The 20,952-nt window shown below is 64.3% G+C and carries 15 protein-coding genes and 3 pseudogenes; 7 read left to right on the forward strand and 11 right to left on the reverse strand.

What is annotated here, in order from left to right:
* Nucleotides 1–118 precede the first annotated feature (118 nt).
* Nucleotides 119–1,189: pseudogene (locus QWJ41_RS19615) on the reverse strand (IS256 family transposase); the annotation flags it as partial.
* Nucleotides 1,190–1,353: 164 nt separating this feature from the next.
* On the opposite strand from QWJ41_RS19615, the pseudogene istA reads away from it, so the two are divergent.
* The 3 genes and pseudogenes from istA (at nt 1,354) to QWJ41_RS22100 (ending at nt 5,390) form a co-directional block, all read left to right on the forward strand.
* A pseudogene (istA, locus tag QWJ41_RS19620) lies at nt 1,354–2,896 on the forward strand (IS21 family transposase).
* Nucleotides 2,893–3,672 carry an IS21-like element helper ATPase IstB gene (gene istB / locus QWJ41_RS19625; protein WP_302710145.1) on the forward strand — a complete coding sequence of 260 codons (780 nt, stop codon included), beginning with the start codon at nt 2,893–2,895 and terminating at the stop codon, nt 3,670–3,672. The pseudogene istA and the gene istB overlap by 4 nt, the downstream one beginning before the upstream one ends.
* A 518-nt stretch (nt 3,673–4,190) precedes the next feature.
* On the forward strand, nt 4,191–5,390 hold the full coding sequence (locus QWJ41_RS22100) for a glycosyltransferase family 4 protein (RefSeq protein WP_369292739.1): 1,200 nt from the start codon (nt 4,191–4,193) through the stop codon (nt 5,388–5,390).
* 85 nt (nt 5,391–5,475) lie between these two features.
* On the opposite strand, the gene QWJ41_RS19635 is transcribed toward QWJ41_RS22100, so the two are convergent.
* The 7 genes from QWJ41_RS19635 to cysC form a co-directional block, all read right to left on the reverse strand.
* A complete protein-coding gene (locus QWJ41_RS19635) occupies nt 5,476–6,450 on the reverse strand; it encodes a lipopolysaccharide biosynthesis protein (protein ID WP_302710149.1) in 975 nt (324 codons plus the stop codon).
* A 341-nt stretch (nt 6,451–6,791) separates the two neighbouring features.
* Nucleotides 6,792–8,084, reverse strand: coding sequence for a hypothetical protein (locus tag QWJ41_RS19640; protein WP_302710150.1), 1,293 nt, complete (start codon nt 8,082–8,084; stop codon nt 6,792–6,794).
* A complete protein-coding gene (locus QWJ41_RS22105) occupies nt 8,081–8,968 on the reverse strand; it encodes a sulfotransferase domain-containing protein (protein WP_369292740.1) in 888 nt (295 codons plus the stop codon). The genes QWJ41_RS19640 and QWJ41_RS22105 overlap by 4 nt, the downstream gene beginning before the upstream one ends.
* A gap of 74 nt (nt 8,969–9,042) precedes the next feature.
* Nucleotides 9,043–10,341, reverse strand: coding sequence for a sulfate adenylyltransferase subunit 1 (locus QWJ41_RS19645; RefSeq protein ID WP_302710151.1), 1,299 nt, complete (start codon nt 10,339–10,341; stop codon nt 9,043–9,045).
* Nucleotides 10,341–11,255 (reverse strand): sulfate adenylyltransferase subunit CysD, encoded by a 915-nt coding sequence (cysD, locus tag QWJ41_RS19650; protein WP_302710152.1) that lies wholly within the window; start codon nt 11,253–11,255, stop codon nt 10,341–10,343. The genes QWJ41_RS19645 and cysD overlap by 1 nt, the downstream gene beginning before the upstream one ends.
* Nucleotides 11,256–11,636: 381 nt before the next feature.
* Nucleotides 11,637–12,680 (reverse strand): sulfite exporter TauE/SafE family protein, encoded by a 1,044-nt coding sequence (locus QWJ41_RS19655; RefSeq protein WP_302710153.1) that lies wholly within the window; start codon nt 12,678–12,680, stop codon nt 11,637–11,639.
* A complete protein-coding gene (gene cysC / locus QWJ41_RS19660; protein WP_302710155.1) occupies nt 12,680–14,557 on the reverse strand; it encodes an adenylyl-sulfate kinase in 1,878 nt (625 codons plus the stop codon). Before cysC ends, QWJ41_RS19655 begins: the two co-directional genes overlap by 1 nt.
* 83 nt (nt 14,558–14,640) lie before the next feature.
* Between cysC and QWJ41_RS19665 the strand changes: the two genes are divergently transcribed.
* From QWJ41_RS19665 to QWJ41_RS19680, 4 genes are all read left to right on the forward strand, one after another.
* Nucleotides 14,641–15,579, forward strand: a complete 939-nt coding sequence (locus tag QWJ41_RS19665) for an asparaginase (protein WP_336623304.1) — start codon at nt 14,641–14,643, stop codon at nt 15,577–15,579.
* 210 nt (nt 15,580–15,789) lie between these two features.
* The gene (locus QWJ41_RS19670; protein WP_302710158.1) at nt 15,790–16,080 is read left to right on the forward strand and encodes a DUF2516 family protein; all 291 of its coding nucleotides are present in this window, start codon (nt 15,790–15,792) and stop codon (nt 16,078–16,080) included.
* Nucleotides 16,081–16,169: 89 nt separating this feature from the next.
* The gene (locus QWJ41_RS19675; RefSeq protein WP_302710159.1) at nt 16,170–16,532 is read left to right on the forward strand and encodes a phosphomannose isomerase type II C-terminal cupin domain; all 363 of its coding nucleotides are present in this window, start codon (nt 16,170–16,172) and stop codon (nt 16,530–16,532) included.
* 84 nt (nt 16,533–16,616) lie between these two features.
* Complete coding sequence (locus QWJ41_RS19680; protein WP_302710160.1) at nt 16,617–18,032, forward strand: tyrosine-protein kinase domain-containing protein; 1,416 nt, start codon at nt 16,617–16,619, stop codon at nt 18,030–18,032.
* A 116-nt stretch (nt 18,033–18,148) separates the two neighbouring features.
* Here QWJ41_RS19680 and QWJ41_RS19685 read toward each other — a convergent pair whose 3' ends face one another.
* From QWJ41_RS19685 to metX, 3 genes and pseudogenes are all read right to left on the reverse strand, one after another.
* Nucleotides 18,149–19,888, reverse strand: a complete 1,740-nt coding sequence (locus tag QWJ41_RS19685; protein ID WP_302710161.1) for a DUF4012 domain-containing protein — start codon at nt 19,886–19,888, stop codon at nt 18,149–18,151.
* 133 nt (nt 19,889–20,021) lie between these two features.
* Nucleotides 20,022–20,417 carry a hypothetical protein gene (locus QWJ41_RS19690; protein ID WP_302710162.1) on the reverse strand — a complete coding sequence of 132 codons (396 nt, stop codon included), beginning with the start codon at nt 20,415–20,417 and terminating at the stop codon, nt 20,022–20,024.
* 333 nt (nt 20,418–20,750) lie between these two features.
* Nucleotides 20,751–20,952: pseudogene (gene metX, locus QWJ41_RS19695) on the reverse strand (homoserine O-acetyltransferase); the annotation flags it as partial.

Here is a 20,952-nt window from a genome sequence, read left to right on the forward strand (position 1 = left end):
CTCTCGTGACTCGCCTTGGCAGACGGGCACGAAAGTACGGGGACAAGTAGGTCGAGGGTGGGGCCACTTCAAGCCAGCACTACGGCTCCAAGTGGGGCCACTTCAGACTGGCACACTCACCCACGACGCGGCTGCGGCGCTTGATCTCCTTGTTGACCCGCTCGAGCGGGTTGGTCGACCAGATCTTGCGCCAGTGAGCCTTGGGGAAGCCGGTGAAGGCGAGCACCTCGGCCTTCGCTGTGTCCATCAGTGGCCCGACCTTCGGGAACGAGCCGGCGAGCTGGTCACGGACCTCGTCCCAGGCCGTCGAGACAGCTTCGGGGTCGGGTTGGGCGAAGATCGTGCGGAACACCGCAGCGACCATGTCGGCGTGCGACTTCGGGACGTGGGCGAGCAGGTTGCGGGCGAAGTGGACCCGGCAGCGTTGGTGCGCGGAGCCCTGGAAGGCGCGCTTGAGCGCGGCCACGAGCCCGGAGTGCTGATCGCTGATGACCAGCTGCACTCCGCCCAGCCCGCGTTGCTTGAGGCTGAGCAGGAAGGCACGCCAGAACGTCTCGTCCTCGCTGTCGCCGACGTCGAGTCCCAGGACCTCGCGGCTGCCGTCGGCGGCGATGCCGGTGGCGACCACGACGGCCATCGAGACGACCTGGCCGCCCTTGCCGGGCTTGTTGCGCACGTGCAGGTAGGTCGCGTCGAGGTAGACGTAGGGGAACGCGGTGTGGTCCAGCGCGCGGGTGCGGAACGCACCCACGGACTCGTCGAGCTGCTCGCAGATCCGGGACACCTCGGACTTGCTGATCCCAGAATCGGCGCCCAGCGCGACCACGAGGTCCTCGACGCTGCGCGTGGAGATGCCGTGGAAGTAGGCCTCCATCACCACCGCATACAGCGCCTGATCGATCCGTCGCCGCGGCTCGAGGATCGAGGGGAAGAACGAGCCCTTGCGCAGCTTGGGGATCCGGACCTCGATGTCGCCGGCCTTGGTGGCCAGCAGCTTGGGACGGGTGCCGTTGCGTTCGGTGACACGCTCGTCGGTGCGCTCGTAGCGCTCGGCGCCGATCGCGCCGGCTGCTTCGAACTCGACGAGCTCTTGGAGCACGGTGCGGACCGACTCGCGGATCATGTCGACACCATCGCCGGTGCGGAACGCCTCGAGAAACTCGGACAGGGCAGACTGGGACAAGGCCATCGGTGGGTCTCCTTCAGTGCGTGACTTGGTCGTTTCACACCGAAGATCCCGCCGATGGCCGCCTACTTCACGCCACCACGCCGGTCCTCAAACCCCACCACTCCACGGGACTCTCCTCGATGAGCGGTGCTGAAGCGCCCCATTGCCCCCGAGGAAGGGACACCGTGAAGTCTGCCGAGGGGATCATGAAAATCTTGGACGCCTACGACCTGACCGGGTCGTTGCGCGATGCCGGCGAGCTGGCCGGCTGCTCGCACCACACCGTGAAGCACTACGTCGAGCGCCGCGCTGCGGCCGGCGTGCTGGACAAGGCCGCGGCGCGCCCGCAGTTGATCGATGCCTACCTGGACAAGGTCGAGGAGTGGGTCGAGCGGTCCCAGGGCAAGGTCCGCGCCGACGTGGCCCACGAGAAGCTCGTGGCGTTGGGCTACACCGGCTCGGAGCGCACCACCCGCCGGGCAGTCGCGAAGGTCAAGACCGACTACCGCGCCGGTCGGGTGCGGGTGCACCGGCCGTGGGTCACCGAGCCGGGGATGTGGCTGCAGTACGACTACGGCGACGGCCCGGTCGTCGATGGCGTGAAGACGGTGCTGTTCGTGGCCTAGCTGGCCTGGTCGAGGTTCCGGGTCGTGCCCCCCGCTGCGGGACAAGACGATGCCCAGCGTGTTCGCTGCCCTGGATCAGACGTTCCGGCGCCTGGGCGGGGTCCCGACCTACGTGCTGACCGACAACGAGAAGACCGTCACCGTCGAGCACATCGCCGGGATCGCGGTCCGCAACCCGCAGCTGGTCGCGTTCGCCGAGCACTACTCGTTGGTGGTCCACACCTGCGTTCCGGCCGATCCGGCGTCCAAGGGCGGCACGGAGTCGTCGGTGAAACCCAGCTCGGCCGACATCGTCCCCAAGGACACCAACCTGCGCGAGGCCTACACCAGCTTCGCGGAGCTTGAGGCGGCGTGCGGGGCGTTCTGCGCCAAGGTCAACACCCGGGCGCATCGGGTGACGAAGCGGCCGCCGGACCAGATGCTCGCCGAGGAGCGGGCCCGGCTGCACCCGGTGACGGCGGCACCGCACACGGTCGCGTTCGGGACCACTCGCATGGTGCCGGGCAACACGCCGACGGTGACGTTCGAGTCCGGGCAGTACTCGGTCCCGCACACCCTGCTCGGGGCGACGATGTGGGTGCGCGCCCAGGGCGTCAGTGACGGTGAGCAGGTCGTGATCGTCCACGTCGGCGAGGCTGGCCCGGTCGAGGTCGCGCGCCACCGACGGGCCACTCCCGGCAGCCCACAGCTGATCGCTGAGCACTTCCCGGCTCAGCCGTCCGGGCCCCTGGATCGACGACCCCGCGCGAAGAACACCGCGGAGTCCGAGTTCCTCGACCTGGGCGAGGGCGCCCGGTTGTGGCTGGTCGAGGCCGCCGCTGCGGGCACCACCAAGATGCGGGTCAAGATGGCCGAAGCACTCAGCCTGGCCAGGTTGTTCGACCCCGTCGAGGTCGACTGGGCGCTGGGTCATGCCGCCGTGCACGGCCGGTTCGCCGAGGCCGACCTGTCCTCGATCCTCGACCATCACGCCCGAGCCCCGAAGGCTGGTGAGCACCGGGCCAGCGAAGACTCCTCGCTGACCCAGGGCACCAGCGCGTGGGCCCGACTCGGCCAGCACGACGGCCACGACGCCCACGGCGTGGAGGGGGTGACTCGATGACGACCACGACAGCGGCCGCGCCGCCGCTGCCCACCGAACTCGAGGACCTCCTGCGCAAGCTGCGGCTGCCGCACATCCGCCGCCACGCCCCCGAAGTCGTCGCGACTGCGAAAGCTCAACGCTGGGAGCCGGTCGAGGTGTTGAAGGCGCTGTTCGTCGACGAGGTCGCCGGCCGGGAGCGCTCCGCCCTGGCCACCCGCCGCGCCGCCGCGGGGTTCCCGACCGGGAAGACCTTCGATGCCTGGCAGCCCGAGATCTCCTCGATCCCCGCACCGACCCAGCAGGCGCTACGCACCCTGGAATGGGTGCACCGCCGCGAGAACCTCGTGCTGTGCGGGCCATCGGGGACCGGGAAGACGTTTCTGCTTGAGGCGCTGGGCCAGCAGGCCGTCGAGGCCGGGCTAAAGGTCGCCTGGTTCACCCTAGAAGACCGCGGGGTGCTGCAGCGCCGCCATCGTGCCGACGACACCGCGTCCAAGGCCATCGCCCGCATCCTGCGAGTCGACCTCGTCATCGTCGATGACATCGGGCTACTCCCGGTCGCCACTGGCGCCGCCGAGGGGCTCTACCGCCTCGTCGATGCCGCCTACGAGAAACGCTCGGTCGCGATCTCCTCGAACCTGCGCCCAGCCGGGTTCGACGAGCTGATGCCCAAGACGCTGGCCACCGCCACCGTCGACAGGCTGCTGCACCACGCCCACGTCTGTCAGACCTCAGGTGAGTCAGTCCGACTCACCCAGGCACTCGCCGGTCAGGGGGTGAACCCCTTGAGCTGACCATCCTGGACCGGGTGGTGGCCGCAGCCCCCGTGGGCAGATCCATGGCCACCACCGGGCAGATCTCGTGACCGTCACCGGGCAGGTTTCATGACCGCCCCTGGGCAATTCTCACTGGCCCTTGAAAGACGTCGCGGCGTGCCAGGCCACGATCCGGCGGGCGTACCGCCTCCGCAGCACTCAGCGAGGGGTACTCGCCCTCGTGATCTTTGACCAGACGTCCAGCTCTGGCCTTCAGCTCCTGATCGATTTTCTTCGGCGTGGTGCTCATTTTCCTGGAATCAAACGGAGCGGCCATCAAACCTGGGGCGCTTCAGAGCGAGTCGCAAGGCTTCAGGCCATGAGGGTGGACTCACACCTGACAGTCGCACCTCGTAGTATGCCAACCACAGACTGGTAGATCCTGGCACGTCATGACATTTTTGAGTTCGAGAACACAACGCGATTCCCGCCAGAACTGAGATGCTCCAATACAAGACTCGACCACTGGAGAAGCATTGCGAATCACCATCATTGGCATGCACTACTCGCCCGAAGTAAGCGGAAATGCTCCCTACACGACGAGTTTGACCGAAGGACTTGCAGCCACCGGCAACTCGGTGTCAGTAATTAGCGGCACCCCACACTACCCAGAATGGGAAGTCTACAAAGAATTTAGGCAGTGGACGAAGGTTGAGAAACAGCGCAACGTAACTCTGACAAGGCTCCGTCACTACGTCCCCAGACGACCGACTCTTGGTCGCAGGTTAATCATGGAAATCAGTTTCGGACTGCGCCTCGTTCTTCGACGCATGCCAAAGTCGGACGTAACAGTGCTAGTCACCCCCACTCTGTTTTCAGCGGCATTGTTCTTGATGAAGCGGAGCGTTATTCGTTCTAAGTCGCCGACGGTCCTTTGGGTGCAAGACCTGTACTCCAAGGGCGTCCGGGAAACAACACAATCGTCATCAATGGTTGTTCGTGGAATTTCGGCCATAGAACGCTGGGTAGCATCCAATTGTAACCACGTGATCGTAATCCACGAAGGGTTCTCTCGAAGCCTAGAAGCTTATGGCCTTTCCACCGGGAACATTAGCGTGGTCCCCAACTGGGTCCACCTCCCCTCCCAACCACACACTCCTGACCGAGCTTCGACCCGACGTCGAATGGGATGGGAAGACAAAGTCGTCGCTCTCCATGCTGGCAACATGGGCGTGAAACAGGGCCTCGACACAGTCATTTCGGCCGCTAAACTCGCCGACACCGAATCTGCCCATGTCGTCTTCGTCTTGCTCGGTGACGGAAATCAGCGCAGCCGCCTTGAGGGGCTTTCAGACGGGGTCCACTCCGTGACCTTCATTGACCCGGTGTCAACCTCGGAGTTTCAGGAACTCATGCAAGCTGCCGACACATTGATCGTTTGTGAACTTGAGGGAGTTGCGGAGATGTCCGTACCCAGCAAAGTAACATCATACCTAACCAGCGGCACACCAATCGTGGCCTCTGTTGGGAACGGGCTTACGCGCATTGAGCTTGAGCGTTCAGGCGGCGCGATCTGTGTCGACGCCGGGGACCCCGCGGCCCTGCTTGGCACGATTCAGGCATTGGCAGCCGATCGTGAACGAGCCGGCCGGCTCGGCGAGCAAGGCCGATCCTATGCCTTCCATCAACTATCAGGCGACAGCGCCATCCGAATCTTCGAGCAAACGCTGCGATCCGCAGCCGCAACGACGGAATAACTGCTGCGGACGGGAGATTGGAGTGCGCTGCGCGCAGACCGATCTCACGTAAATATACTCATGCAGTCAAGAAACCAGACGGCTTCTATATCTCTGTCGCCCTCGAGAAGCACACTAGCAATGCCACCAGCGAAAGTCGGTTGACAACCGTTGTGATCGAGAAAGCCAAAGCGGCACCAATTATTCCTTCATAGTAGACCAGTACTGGGATCGCGATACTGGCTGTCGCTAGAGTGAGTGCCGCCACCCAGTTCAAACCATTCGTCTTGTGATGAAGGACCGCCAAAGTCTCGGGCAGGAATCCTGCGGAGTTCACAACTTGACCGACAAGCATAATCGGCAATATCGTTCCAACCTGCGTGAACTCGTCTCCGAAAATGCTGGCAAGCAACTCCTTTTGCCACCACAAGACGCCAGCCAAGACAGCCAGGGCAGCCATTGCCGTCGCCGAGCCTCGTAAAACGGCGGCTGGCTTCAACTGATCATCCGCCGCATGGCTGGACAGATAGGTCGATATGGTTGAACTTTTGACGATCACCCCAAAGATTCCGACCATCATGGCAATTCTATATGCTGCATTGTAATTTGCCACGTCTTGTAGTTGTCCGCTGAATCCCAGCGCCACAACCGGCAGCCATATGACGATGCCATTTACAGCTGCGACCGATGCGAATCGGAACGCTCCCAGAAGGGCGTCCTTGAAACCTTTCCACACATGTCGAGCGGCAGTGCCGGCGGCACCCCTGCTGCGCAAAACTAGGTAACTGAGTGGGCCAAGCACCACCAACGATGCGGCGATATCATCTAGGCTGGGCGTCAGTCCCAAGGTATCTGCTGCCATAAAGACAAGCAACAGCCAGGCATAGATCAGGGTGCTCTCAAGCAGCACGGCCGAGGGACCTCGCCCGAGCGATCGCAAGTACGCAGCACCAACGAAGACGAAATTGAAACCAACAGCACTGAGGGCTAGCAACTCTGGTCCCGATAGAGTTCCTAGAAGTCGCTCCTGCAGGTCAGGGCGAAGAAGTAAAGCGAGTTTGACTGCCAAGTAGAGCACCATGGCAAGCAGAGTCGACGCAAAGATCGCCGAGCGTAGCAAACCAGGCGGCGCCTTCCTTCCCGCAGCCAACTCAGGTGTACATTCCGCCACGAGGTGAGCTTCTAGACCTAGCCTAGAAAGAATGGCAAGGATGGCAACGGAACCTATGAAAAAGTAAAATTCACCCGAGTATTCTGCACCCTGACTCCGTGCTATGTAGATGGCCAAGACGGCGGTCGCAACCGCTCCGACCACTCGCGACATGATGTGTCCCGCCATGCGCCGTAAAGCGAGCCAGTACAAGGAACAGCCCTTCTCGATCCATCCAGAGATTGATAAGCTTTCGTCAAAGACTCGCGCTTCTATACCAGTTGCGGTATTCCAACTGCCGACGTGAGGACTACGTTCAGAGTGAAAAGTGCTGCAGTCACTCGTTGGATAGTTGTGGAGTCCCGAAGGTAGGCGCCGACTTGAACTCCCCGCGGCGCGAATATTGATGCTAGTGCGAGAACAAGAAGAGGCGCCAGCGTGAAGTAATACCTTCCATGCTCGAATACGTGCAACGCCGTAGTCATTCCAAAAAAGACGACCACAGTGGAAAGTACGAGATAGAAGGCACGTTCACCCAGTTCGTCCGTCCGACTCGTTGCGAAGACCAGAAGTCGCCAGAATACAGGCAATGCAATGATATAGAACGGGATAAGAAGGACGAAATACTCGGTTGCACCGGGCAGATACGCCAGGCCTGCGTATAGCAGCACTGGGCTTTGTGCCAAGTTGTACCCCTTCGCGCGTGTGTACGCTAGAGTCTCAGATGCGCTGGTGAGACTCGAGGGATCGGCTAGGAATCCAGCTAAGAGCCCGCCACCGTCGAGGACTATGCTTGCAACCAGGCGCCCCAGAACTACGCCGATCACACTCGCGCCAAAGAGTAGCGCTAAACGGAGGGCGCGTCGGTGGTGAATCTTTCTCCAGAGCAAGACTTTGGGCGCCGCAGCATACGCAAGCGCTATGCAGGCCAGGATCGCGAAGGATCTGTCTTCAACAGTTAGCAAGCAGCAAATAACAGCGAATACGATTTTAAGCTTGGTCTGAGTGATGAAATATAGACCCATGGAAAGCAAAATGAAGGTGAGATCGGTAGAAACTTGTAGCAGTTGGTAACTAGCGGCAGGCAGAAGTAGCGATAGAACGTAAAGATTCAATTGATCGCGTCTTGACTGCGTCAAACCCATCGCCAAGCGAAACCCTAAGATTGCGGCGACGACGATCACAATGTTAGTCGCCTTCGCCACGTAATATGACAGCGGAGCGGCAAGCGGTTGGGTTAGGTAGCGAAGTGAGCCGTCGCCGTAACGCCAATCGACGTTCTGACCAACTCCCCAAGTAACTCGATCAAACGGACCCACCAAATAGAAGCCCGAGACGGCTTCCCTGAGGGCCGATTGTCCAACAGCGTATAACCACCCATAGTCACCCGTCTCGAGAAGCATCAAATTCCGTCGCTCGTCCGGCCAATTTACCGGCGGGAAGACGGCAGCGATGAATACCAGTGAGAACAGCAGGGCTACTAGAGGGGCGTGTCGACCTTTCTGAGACGTCTCAATCCTCTTTGATTCAGATCCGTATTCCTCTGTTTTTGGAAACTGGGTCACCAAGACAGATCGCGCTCGTAATTGAGCCGTACAAGTAAGTCTCCCGCCACTTGCTTGAACGCTTCGATGTGTTCCGAGGAGAAGTGTTCTCTCCAACCTCCAGGCTCAGACTTTCTGAAGGTATGTGAGCGGCGCGGGTCAATGGCCAGCATGCAGTCCTGAGCTATGGCTTCCACCTTTGCGGGCAGCACTGGACCACTTGACCGTTCAAGGTAGTGGACCACGATCGCCTTGACAGTCTCCGGCAGGGCAGGGCCTCGAAGATCCTCGAATCTCATGCTGAGCGTGCTTGGGTCACTGATCCAACCCTGATAATGCGAGAACCTGGCGGCGATATCCGGATAATCCTCCAGTGCCGACCCATCTCGCGATCCCAAGATACTAAGCATTAAGCGCTCGTCGTCGTCGGGTAACGCACGGTAACTCCGAGACATGCGGTGCCACTTATTCATGTACGTTAGATAGCGAGCCTCGGAAACCACGACGTCGCGAGGATCCCTATAGATAAAGTATGAAGCTATGCCTTGGTCCTGTAGTACGGATGAAGCTGCTTCCGACCAGAAAAGGTGCCCCATAACGACCTCACCGTCTAGCGTTCGGCTAAGCCTTCGGGCAGTGGACGAATCAGGTTTTCTTCGCATCGTAATTGAAGGCGTAGAGGCAATAAACTCACCGCGGTCCTGCGTCCCGGGCAACGCCCCTACTATTTGCGAGAGAAGGTGAGTCCCGCTCTTAGGGAAGGAATTGACTAATAGGCCACTATACTTTCCAGTTTGGAACCGCTGTCTGCCGCTATTCAATGCAATTGTTTTCGTTCCGCGAAGGATAGCCGCACTTCCCTTCCGCACGAAGGGATTCTTTGCTTCACGAAACTCCTGGCGCACGATAGCACTCCAAATTCACTAACCGGGGCCGAAGCGAAGGCGATAGCGGGACGGCCTACTGCAAATACAGAGGTCTAGCCATTAATGATTCCCGCACCCACAGTGACGCCCGTGGCCTCATCAATGAGGATGAAGGAGCCAGTCGTGCGATTCTGCGAATAAGAGTCGCAGAGTAGGGGCGCAGTCGTTCTGAGTTGAACGCGGGCGATCTCGTTCACGCCAATCTCTTTTGTTTCTTGGTCACGGTGGAGTGTGTTGATATCGAGTCGATACTGGATGTCTTTAACCAGAGCCCGGGCGTTGCGGGTCGTGTGCTTGATTGCAAGTTTCTGACGCGGCTTGAGCGGCGTCGAGGCCATCCAACAGACCATGGCGTCGATGTCTTGACTGGGGGTGGGGGCGTTCCTGATGCGAGCAATCGTGTCCCCGCGAGACACATCGACGTCGTCCTCGAGCCGCACGGTAACTGACATTGGTGGGAACGCCTCGTCGACCTCCCGATCGAACAGATCGATGCCAGCGATCTTCGTCGTCATGCCGCTGGGCAGAACTACGACCTCATCACCGGGCTTCAAGACGCCTCCGGCGATCTGTCCAGCATAGCCGCGGTAGTCGTGATGCTCATCGGACTTGGGGCGGATCACGTACTGCACCGGGAATCGGGTGTCGACCAAGTCGCGGTCGGATGCAACGTGAACGTGCTCCAAGTGGTGCATGAGCGTCGGCCCGGAGTACCAGGCCATGTTCTCCGAGCGGTTGACTACGTTGTCGCCCTGCAGCGCCGAAATGGGGATGACCTCGAGATCCGGGATGTTGAGTTTGGTGGCGAACTGGGTGAATTCGGCATGGATCTTGTCGTAGACCTCCTGGGAGAAGTCCACGAGATCCATCTTGTTCACTGCAAGCACCAGGTGCGGCACCCGCAGCAGCGACAGGATGACGGCGTGGCGGCGCGACTGCTCGGTCAGGCCCTGCCGGGCGTCGACGAGCACGAGTCCCAGGTCGGCGGTCGAGGCGCCGGTGACCATGTTCCGGGTGTACTGCACGTGGCCCGGGGTGTCGGCGATGATGAACTTGCGCGCCGGGGTCGCAAAGTAGCGGTAGGCGACATCGATGGTGATGCCCTGCTCACGCTCGGAACGCAGACCGTCCGTCAGCAGGGCGAGGTCGGTGTAGTCGTACCCCTTGCCCTTGCTGGTGGTCTCGACGGCCTCAAGCTGGTCCTCGAAGATCGACTTCGAGTCCAGCAGCAGCCGCCCGATGAGGGTGGACTTGCCGTCATCGACGGAGCCTGCGGTCGCGAAGCGCAGCAGGTCCATGTTGGTGGTGACGTTTTCGACGGCCTGCTCGCCGGCGGTGGTGTTCTCGGCCATCAGAAGTAGCCCTCCTTCTTGCGGTCTTCCATGGCGGCCTCGGAGAACTTGTCATCGCCGCGAGTGGCGCCACGCTCGGTCACGCGGGAAATGGCGGTCTCTTCGATGATCTCCTCGACCGTGCTGGCCGTGGACTCCACGCAGCCGGTCAAGGTGATGTCGCCGCAGGTGCGGAACCGCACGGTGCGCTCTTCAGCGATCTCGCCCTCACGGCACGGGTTCAGCGGGGTCTCAGTCATCAACATGCCGCCGCGCTCGAACACGCGACGCTGGTGGGAGAAATAGATCTGGGGGATCTCGATGCCCTCGCGGGCGATGTAGGACCAGACGTCGAGTTCGGTCCAGTTCGAGATCGGGAAGATCCGCATGTGCTCGCCCTCGTGCAGGCGGCCGTTATAGAGGCTCCAGAGCTCGGGGCGCTGGTTCTTGGGGTCCCACTGCCCGAACTCATCGCGGTGGGAGTAGACGCGCTCCTTGGCGCGAGCCTTCTCCTCGTCGCGGCGTCCGCCACCGAAGGCGGCGGTGAAGCCATTCTCCTCGATGGCGTTGAGCAGAGTGCCGATCTGGAGGCGATTGCGGCTGGTCTTGCCGTCCTCGGTCACCACGCCCTTGGCGATCGCGTCGTCGATGCTCGCGACAACGAGCTGGACGCCGAGACGGTCGACCCAGCGGTCCCGGGTCTCCATGACCTCAGGGAAGTCCAGGCCGGTGTCGACCTGGAGGATTGGGAACGGGATCTTCGCCGGGTAGAAGGCTTTCTCGGCCAGGCGGAGCATCACGATGGAGTCCTTGCCGCCCGAGAACATCAGGACGGGCTTCTCGAACTCGGCTGCGACCTCGCGGAAGATGTGGATCGACTCCGCCTCCAGCTGATCAAGCTGACTCAGCCGGTAGTCGGCGTGCGTTTCGGTCATGCTCAGATGAACCTCTCCTCGTGACAAGTCGGCTCATCGTAGACTGTCACGGCCTCACAACATCAACCGCGCGCCTGTGAGTTGGCCGACCGGTCGAGCGAACGTTCGTCTCGACGCCCGCTGTAGGCGTGGCGCCTGGCTGGCCTGGGGTGTTGGCGACGACACGGTCCTGGCCGTTTGTTGGTCGCGGTGGGTGTGGGGCCTCGACGGTTGTCCATTGCACCCATCCGAGGTCAACGCGCTCACTTGCGAGCCAGGCAAGGGCCGTTCGCGAGCTCGACTGGACGGCGGCGATGGCAGGGGCTGACCGCTCTCGGCTCATGGTCGACGCCCGACATCGCTGCCCTAGGGGGCGGTGCCGGCCGGGTCGACCAGCCGGCGCTAGTCGACTGGCCCGTCCACCCGCTCGGCAGCCTCTGACTTCTCCTGCTGGGACGTGCGCGTGGAACGCCCGTAGGTCCAGCTGTCGAGCTCTCTGACGGTGGGCGCGCCCATAAATGGCAGGCCCTGTTCCTTGCGCAGGAAGCCCCAGACGACAGGGACCAGGACGGCCATGCCGAGGCCGATCAAGCCGATGACGGCTGGGTAGGTCTCCTCGCGGCCCAGCGGTGCCCAGCCGGCCTTGTCGAGCAGTGCCACGCCCGACATGGTCAGCACCACGACGATGCCGCGACGGATGAACGACTGCGGGACGTGCGGTGCGATCCGGCTGCCGAGCAGGGTCCCGGGAACGGACCCGACGATCAGCGGGATGGCGATCGACCAGTCGAGGCCGTGGATGGCGATGTTGGCGACGGCGGCAGCCAACACCAGCGGCACGGCCTGCACCAAGTCGGTGCCGACGAGCTTCACCGCGGACAGGCCGGGGTAGAGCATCAAAAGCGCGATCATGATCACGGAGCCGGAGCCCACGCTGGTGATGCCCACCAGGAGACCGCCGAGCATGCCGACCAGGAGTGTCGGGACGACCTTGATCTTGGGGTCGGGGTCGCCGGTGAAGCCGCCGGAACGGACCGCGCGCAGGTTGATGTAGAGCCGCAGCGCGTAGGTGGCAGCGGCGAAGAGCAGCGCGAATCCGATGGCTAGCTTAAGGACTCGGTCGAGCTGCTCCGCATCGTTGGTGAAGAACTTGACCATGTAGGGCCCGAGGAAGGCCATCGGCACCGAGCCGATGATCAGCCACTTGGCCAGGGTGAAGTTGGGCGACCCGTGTCGGGCGTGCACGGCAGCGCCACCGGTCTTGTAGACCGCGGCCGCGGTCAGGTCGGCGGTGACGATGGTGGCCGCCTCGCCAGACCCGACACCGAGGAAGATCAGTGCCGGCGTCATCAGTGCGCCGCCGCCCATGCCGGTCAGGCCGACGACGATGCCGACGATGAAGCCAGCTGCCAGAATGGACAGGGCGGTGAGGGTGATGAGGTCCATCAGGTGGCCTTTCCAGCGCTGGACAGCGCGGCGACAGCGGCGCGAAGCAACCGGTCGATGTGGTCGGCGGCGGTGCGGGCTGCCTTGTCGCCGCGGCGGTAGGGGTCGGCGACGTCGAGGTCAGCCGTTGCCGGGCCGCGACGCTGCTGAAGCTGACCTAGGAGCTCGCGTCCGTGGACGCCGGCACCGATATCGGCGACCGCCTCGATGAACTGGCCGAGGGTGAAGACCTTGCGGAAGAGCGCCGGGTTGTCGTCAAGGATGAACTGGCGGTGCGAGGCCTCGGCGGTGAGGACGATGTCGGCCCACTCGAGCTCGGCGGTGGTCAGGCGACGGCTGCGGAAGTCGTCGTGACCGGTGGTGCCGGGGTGAAGGACCTCGACCATGGGCTGGTTCATCGGCTCGTCGGTGAAGCCGTGGGTGCCGGCGCTCGCGAACTCGAGGGTCGGATCGTTGCCTGCCAGGTGGCGTGCGGTGAGTTCCATGTAGGGGGAGCGGCAGATGTTGGCGGTGCAGACGAAGAGGACCTTGAGTGGTTTCGAGGCAGGCGCTAGCGCGCCTTCCTCAACCTCCGTGGGGGCGGATGCTTCGTCGCTCACCGGGTTTCGGCGGGCGGTCGTCGCTGGCGCTCCTCCCTGCTCAACCAACGAGGGGGGCTGCTCGGCGGCCGGCGGGGTACGGAGGTCGAGGTAGCCGGCTTCGGCGAGGGCGTCGATGACGTCCTGGAGGGCGTCGTCGATGGTGCGGCCGGTGGTGTCGACGCGAACATCGGCATCCTGGGGCTCCTCGTAAGGAGACGAGATGCCGGTGAACTCGGGGATCTCGCCTCGGCGAGCCTTGGCGTAGAGGCCCTTGCGGTCGCGGCGCTCGCACTCCTCGAGCGGGGTGGCGACGTGGACGAGGAAGAACGCGCCGCCGGCTTCGTCGACCATGGCCCGCACCTGCTGGCGGGTCTCGTCGAAGGGGGCGATGGGGCTGACGACGGCGAGGCCGCGATGCCGCGAGATCTCAGCAGCGACCCAGCCGATGCGGCGGATGTTCGTCTCGCGATCCTGCTTGGAGAAGGTCAGGCCCGCGGAGAGGTTGCGGCGGACGACATCGCCGTCGAGGGAGGTGATGGTGCGGATACCCTGCTCGAGGACGCGGTCCATCAGAGCCTGGGCGAGGGTGGACTTGCCGCTGCCGGAGAGGCCGGTGAAGAAGAGGACGAGGCCCTGTTCCTCGGGTCCCGGCTGGTCGGCCTCGATGATGGCCGCAACGTCGGGGGCGTAGGTCGCGTCGTCGCCGGCGTCGGGCAGGGCGAGCACGTCGGCATCGCCGGCGTACGTGCGCGCCACCTGGGCCCCCAGGGCGTGGTCGACCGTCGCGTCGCCGCGGCTCGCGAGGGGCACCGCGGCGACATACGCGTCCTCCAGCCGTGCCGCAACAGCGAGGGTGGCGCGGATGAGCGCGGTGGGAGTCAGATCGGGGGTCCCGGTGCCGACGAAGGCCAGCAGCAGGACCGGACCGGCGCCAGACAGCCGCTCGAGCTGCTGCTCGGAGAGCGCGTCGACGACCGGCACCACCTTTCGGTCGGGATGCTGCTCGCGCACCTGCTCGGGGCTGAGGTAGTAGCGCCGGAAGGGTCCGTACTGCGCGTGCGTCAATGGCTCCACGGCTCCACCGGGAAGCGAGACGCGGGCGAGGGGCAGGCCCTCCGGGTCGACCAGCTCGACGCCACCAGCACTCTCGGCCGCCGCCTGGACGTCCCCAGGCAGCGACAGAGTCACCGGGCTGCCGGGCTCGTTGAAAGCGACGATCGGGACCAGCGTGCCGGTCGTCAACAGCTCGAGGTCGTCGAGCTCGCGGGGAGAAGGGCAGTACTGCGGGTAACTCACCGAAGTATCTTGACAGATTCAGTCGAGTTTCAACGTCATCCTGGGCGCCCTCTACGGTGCGAGGCATGACTGGACCTGTCGCCGTGGCCGAGATCGTGCGTTCCGGGATCGTGGAAGGGCACCACTACGGCTCCGTGGTGGCGCTCCGCGCCGACGGGACCGTCGAATGGTCGGTGGGCGACGCGACCTCACCGGTGCTCCCGCGCTCGTCGAACAAGCCGATCCAGGCGCTCGCCATGGTCGAGCACGGTCTCGACCTGCCACCCGAGCTGCTAGCGCTTGCTTGCGCGTCCCATTCGGGCGAGACGCATCACCTGGAGGGTGCACGACGCATCCTGATCAGCGCTGGACTCGACGAGTCGGCGCTGCAGACCCCGCCGGACTGGCCGCTGGACGAGGCGGCTCGGGAGTCGATGCTTCGCGCTGGCGGCGAAAAGTCGTCGCTCACGATGAACTGCTCGGGCAAGCACGCGGCGATGCTCGCGACCTGTGCGCACAACGGGTGGGATACCACCACCTACCTCGACCCGGAGCACCCGCTGCAGGTGGCGATCAAGGCGACATTCGAGCGGACGACGGGAGAGACCGCGCAAGTCGCTGTGGACGGTTGTGGTGCTCCGCTGTTGTCGACCTCGCTCGTTGGGCTGGCGAGGGCGTTCTCGCGGCTCGCAGTGGCCACCGACGGTCCCGAGCGTCGGATCGCCGAGGCGATCCGGGCGCACCCCGAGTACGTGTCGGGCACGACTAGGGACGAGCGGACGCTGCTGACCGCCATGCCCGGGTCGATCGGGAAGGCCGGGGCGGAGTCGTGCTATGCCGTCGCGCTGGCTGATGGGCGGGCGTTCGCACTCAAGACCGACGACGGTGGGGCGCGGGCTCGGCCTGTGGTGATGGCTGCGGCGCTGGAGCGGTCCGGGGTCACGTCGGAGGACTGGGTGGACGCTGAGGCTGTCCGGAAGACCGGGGAGCACGTGCTGCTCGGTGGTGGGAAGCCGGTCGGGGAGATCCGGGCCTGCTTCTGAGGCCGCGGCTGAGGTAGTGGGTCGTTTGGGGGATCTCGACGGGCGCTCGGGCCTGGCGGCCCTCCCTGCTCGATCAACGGTGGGTGGCTGCGACCTGCCGCAAGGACGGTGGTTTCGAGACAGGCGCTGCACGCCTTCCTCAACCACCGCTGGGGTTCGGTTCGCGGTGCGTCCCGAGGGCGCCTGCGCGGGCGGCCGTAGGGTGAGGGTGTGTTGGACGTCTACTCCCTCGAGCTCGGCTTCTATGCCCTGCTCGCATTCGTGCTGCTGGCGGTCAAGATCTACGCCTTTGTCAGCTCTCTGATGTTTTCAGCTGAGTCCTACGAGGCGGCGGGGAAGCTCACGAAGCCGACGTGGACGATCCTGCTCGGGCTGGGAGTGGCGCTGCAGGTGTTGTTCCTCAACAACCCGATCGGCATCTTCAACCTGATCTTCACCATCGCTGCGATCGTCTATCTGGTTGACGTCCGTCCTGCCATGGCTGGGCTACGGCGTCGCTAACGTTTGGTAACACAGCACCCACTCGCGTGCCGTAACCTTTAACCTCGCAGAGCGCGTGGCACCCGGCCGCCGATGTAAGGAGACTGTTGATGATCGGCGAGAGCGAAGACCGCCCGTGGGGCTCGTGGACCGTCCTCGACGAGGGTGACGGCTTCAAGGTCAAGCGCATCCACGTCAACCCGCACTCGCGGTTGAGCTACCAGACCCACGAGCACCGTGCCGAGCACTGGGTGATCGCCGCCGGTCGCTGCACCGCCGTCATCGACGGTGAGACCGTCGTGGCCGGTCCGGGTGAATCGATCTGGGTCGAGGTCGGCCAGGCGCACCGCATCACCAACCAGGAGGACCACCCCCTGGTCGTGGTCGAGGTGCAGCTCGGCTCCTACACCGGGGAGGACGACATCTGCCGCCTCGAGGACGACTACGGCCGCACGCCGGTCGCTGCTGGCTGACTCCCGGGGGCGCGGGCCGGATGCCGGCCTGGCCACTCATTGGCACTAAAGTCCCTACCGTCACAGACGACGGGAGTCGGACACATGGAACTTCGGGACTACCTGCGCATCCTCCGCCGACGGTGGATGCTGGTCCTCACCTCGACCCTGATCGTCGTGGCAGCCGCGGCGGCGTACACCTTCACGGTCACGCCGATGTACCAGTCGACGGCCAAGCTCTTCATCTCCTCTTCGGCCGACGGCGGGGAGACCGTCTCTGGCGCCTTCCAGGGAGCCCAGTTCAGCCAGCAGCGAGTGACCTCGTACGCGGACTTCGTCAAGGACGCCGACCTGGCGGCCGTGGTCATCGACGACCTTGACTTGGCCATGGCGCCGAGCACCCTCCGGGACCAGGTGACCGCCACGGTCTCACCCGAGACCGTCATCATCGCGCTGCAGGCGCAGGACGAGTCCCCCTCCCAGGCGCAGGCCATAGCGCAGGGCTACGCCAGCGCACTGGCCGACCAGATCCGCGCCGTGGAGACCCCAGTGGGTGAGACGGAGCCGCTGGTGCGGCCCAGTGTCACGTCGGACGCGACCCTGCCGACGGCGCCGGTCTCACCGCAGCCGGTCCGCAACCTCGCCCTGGCCCTGGTGCTCGGCCTGCTGCTGGGTGTCGGCCTGGCGGTGGCCCGAGAACTGCTCGACACCACCGTGAAGTCCGTTGACGACATCCGCGAGACCACCGACGCTCCGCTGCTGGGAGCCATCAACTTCGACTCACAGATCCGCACCGAGCCGCTCGTCACTTCGCTGTCGTCGCACGCCCCCCGGGCCGAGGCGTTCCGGGTGCTGCGCACCAACCTGCAGTTCGTCGACGTCGACGCCACCACGAAGGTCTTCGTGGTCACCTCGGCGCTGCCGGGCGAGGGCAAGACCACGACGTCGGTCAATCTCGCCATCACCCTCGCCCAAGCTGGCCAGAAGACGCTGCTCATCGAGTGCGACCTGCGCCGCCCCAAGGCGGCGGTCGCGCTCGACGTGGACAACTCCGTCGGCGTGACGACGGTGCTGCTCGGCAAGGTGAGCTTCGACGACGCCCTCCAAGAGCACCCCGGCACCGGTCTGGCTGTGCTCGCCAGCGGCGCCGTACCGCCCAACCCGGCCGAGCTGCTGCAGTCACGAGCCATGGCCGAGTTGCTGAACCACGCCAAGGACCGCTTCGACACCATCATCATCGATGCTCCTCCGCTGCTGCCGGTGACCGATGCCGCTCTCCTGGCCTCCCAGGCCGACGGTGCCATCGTCGTCGCCGCCCACGGACGTACCACCCGTGAGCAGCTGGCACAGGCCGGGGAGCGGCTCGAGCAGGTGGGGGCTCAGCAGGTGGGCATCGTCCTGAACATGACCCCCGCACGCCAGCGCTCCGGCTATGGGTACGGCTACGGTTATGGATACGGCTACGCCCCGACGCCCGAGAAGCCCGCGGGCGGCAAGCGCGCCAAGCAGGACCCGGCCTAACCAGCGTCCCTGGAACGCCCCTAGGCGTCCGACCACGGCTGTGGCAACCGCCGTTCAGCGGCGTTGGGCACAGAGACCCCTCCCGGGTCCACTCCCGTCGCAGTCCAGCGGCTGGTTCAGCAGGCTCCCGAGAGCTGAGTCGAGTAGTCGCGCGGCTCGAGGCCCGGCGTCACCCGCACCTCACGCGGGCCGTCCACAGGCGGTGCCGTGACCTGCCAGGTGACCTCAGCGGTCTGCTCGGGCTCCAGGAAGATGTAGGCCGTCGTCGTCGCACGGTCGCCCAACGGGCTCTTGTCGGGCTTGAAGTCCTTGCCGTTGATGCTGAACTCCCGAACCGCTCCCCCAGAAGGAGTGAAGAGACGCACTTCGACCAGCTGCTTGCCGGGCGCGACGCCGTTCCTACCGGTCCCGGAGAGGTACGGCGGCAGTGATGTCGCGGAATCCAGCGGGGCCGTGGACCTCAGACGAGCAGTAACCTGGGTGCTCTCGACCCCGTTGCTGCACATCGGGCTCGAGGCCCGGACGTCGTAGTCCAGGTAGTAAGACATCTTCGAGGCAGTGCCCGAATTCAGGGTCACGTCGATGCGCTCGGCTCCTCCGTCGGGGGTGGCAGGTTCGCCGGCGATAGAACGACCCTCGATCAGAGTCTGCGCTCCCTCGTCGAAGAAGTGCGTATAGATGCGGTGCTCGTTCCCTCCGCGGACCAGGGAAGCGAGGAGCTCGCGCGGGCGCCCCAGGTCGCCCTGCAGGATGCGACCGAACATGGTCGACACGACCTGGCGGAAGAACGCGTCCTGGGCCTGCGGGTCGGGTCGGTCGATGTAGATCTGGTTGATCAGCACGTCGACGGCGTTGTCGGCCGTCAGGTCGTAGCCGTCGACGCTCAACGGACCGGTCGCCTCAAGCAGGTAGGAGACGGCCACGGCGTCGAGCGAAATGACGCCGTCGAGCCGCTCCGGGTGCACCTCTTCCCAGCGCTGCTTCATCAGCTCGGCCGTGCGCGAGAAAACAGGCGTGAAGTTGGCGTCGAGCATGTAGCGGCCGAGGTAGTCGGTGAAGACTTCTTCTTCGTCTTTCGTGATGGGTAGCGGGGTGGTGCGCTCACCGAAGGAGCTCGCCGCCACCTGTCGGCCAAGCGAGATGCGTCCATCGTCGGCGTTCAAGAGCGACAGGGCGCCGGGGAGACCGCCGGTGGCACGAATCTCCGCATTGTTCTGGAAGACGAGCAGATAGCGCTGAGGGTCCTCAGCGCCCAACGCCAGGGGCATCAGGTCGACAGCCACGGAGGCCGCGTCCATAGCGTCAGCGGCGTCGCCCACCAAGCGGGCCAGCTCGTCGTAGCGGGCACGGAACTGGTCAACGTAGCCGCGTGAGTCCTCTGCCTGAAGCCGGGCGTCTGCGGCCTCCAATGCTTGCGCGGCCTGGTTGACCGGCTGCTGCAGCTCAGCCACCGCCTCGAGTGCGACTCGACCTCCCTCGGGTAGCAGCTCGTCAAGATCAGTGGCTCGCTGAGCCACCGGTGCCAGCGCCTCACTGAGATCAGAGACCGCGGTCGCCGCGGCACGCACACCGCGGGCGTCGTCCCCGATGACGGGGGTGTAGGTCAGGATTGACCAGCGCAAGCCCGACGTACGCTCCTCGGCCTCCCCTGCACTGTCCTGGAGGTCGCTGAGAGCAGCGTCTACCTCCTGCTCGTCCCCCGCCTCCAGGGCAGCGCGGAACGTGCCCGCGTCGGCGACTGCGGTCCGTAGAGCACTGTTGACCTGGAGCGCCTGCCAGGCAACGAGGCCAGCCGCCAGGAGGAAGAAGACTCCAGCCCCGACGAGGAGCGAGAACACGAGGCGCGCGCGAGACATGAGCCAGACCCTAGGTGATCAGGCCAGTCGTCCTAGACGACCGGCGAGAAGGTGGACCCGCACGGACAACAGTGCGGATACACGAAGACCCCCCGAGCCGAGGCTCGGGGGGTCTTCGTTCAAGCGTTGAGCGTCAGGACGCCTTGACGATCTTCTTGTCACGCGAGAAGGAGCACGGGTCCTGGCCGCCGCGGGTGTACTTCACCACGGTGCGGTAGACGCCCTTCTTCGGGTACGCGAACCGGAACTGGTTCGAGTCCTTGACGTTCTTGGTGGACTCCTTGACAACCCGCTGCGGCTTGGGGTGCAGGCGGGTCACCTGGATGTACACCTGGCCGGTGCAGACGGCACCCTCGTTGGTGTTGGTGTTGAGCTTGATCCGGACCTTGACCTTCTTCTTGGCCTCGACGTTCTTCGGGACCTTGACGTCGGCTTCGGTCTGGACGGTGGCCTCGTAGGCCGAGGCGGACGGCGCGGTGACGCCGAACATCAGCGTGGCGGCGAACACGCCGGAGATGAGCTTCTTCATGTTTGAGACTCCCCATATGTGACGCCGCGGGGCGCCCAAGACGATGGTTCAGTGAGCAAAGCAAACCACAGGACTGGCCGACCTGCACGTTCGCGGTCCAAATGTTGCGTCACGTCCCCGAAAGTTAGCCTCCGCGAAACATTCTGGCTGCCGTTCAGCCCACCCTGGGCCTGGTCTAGGTTGCTGGCGGCGTTGGGCCGACCCAGGTGTCGCGCGTACTCCTGGCGCCGAGCGGCGTACGGCTGTCTCTCCCGCGGGGTCTCGCCGTCGCTCGGCGCTGGGGCGCCTCACTGCTCGACCAGCGGTGGTTTCGAGCCGGGGCTTCGTCCCTCCTCAACCAGCGTCGGGACTGAGGAAGGCATTGACGCGGTCGAGATAGCCCGGGGGGTCGAGGAGGAAGGAGTCGTGGCCGTAGGGGCTGTGGATCTCGGCGTGGTCGGCGTCGACGCCGCACTTCTGCAGCTGCTCGGTCAGGCGGACCGACTGTGCGGTGTCGAAGCGCCAGTCAGAGGAGAAGGAGGTGACCTGGAAGCGG

It is taken from the genome of Nocardioides cremeus, from assembly GCF_030518195.1.
Classification (GTDB): Bacteria; Actinomycetota; Actinomycetes; order Propionibacteriales; family Nocardioidaceae; genus Nocardioides; species Nocardioides cremeus.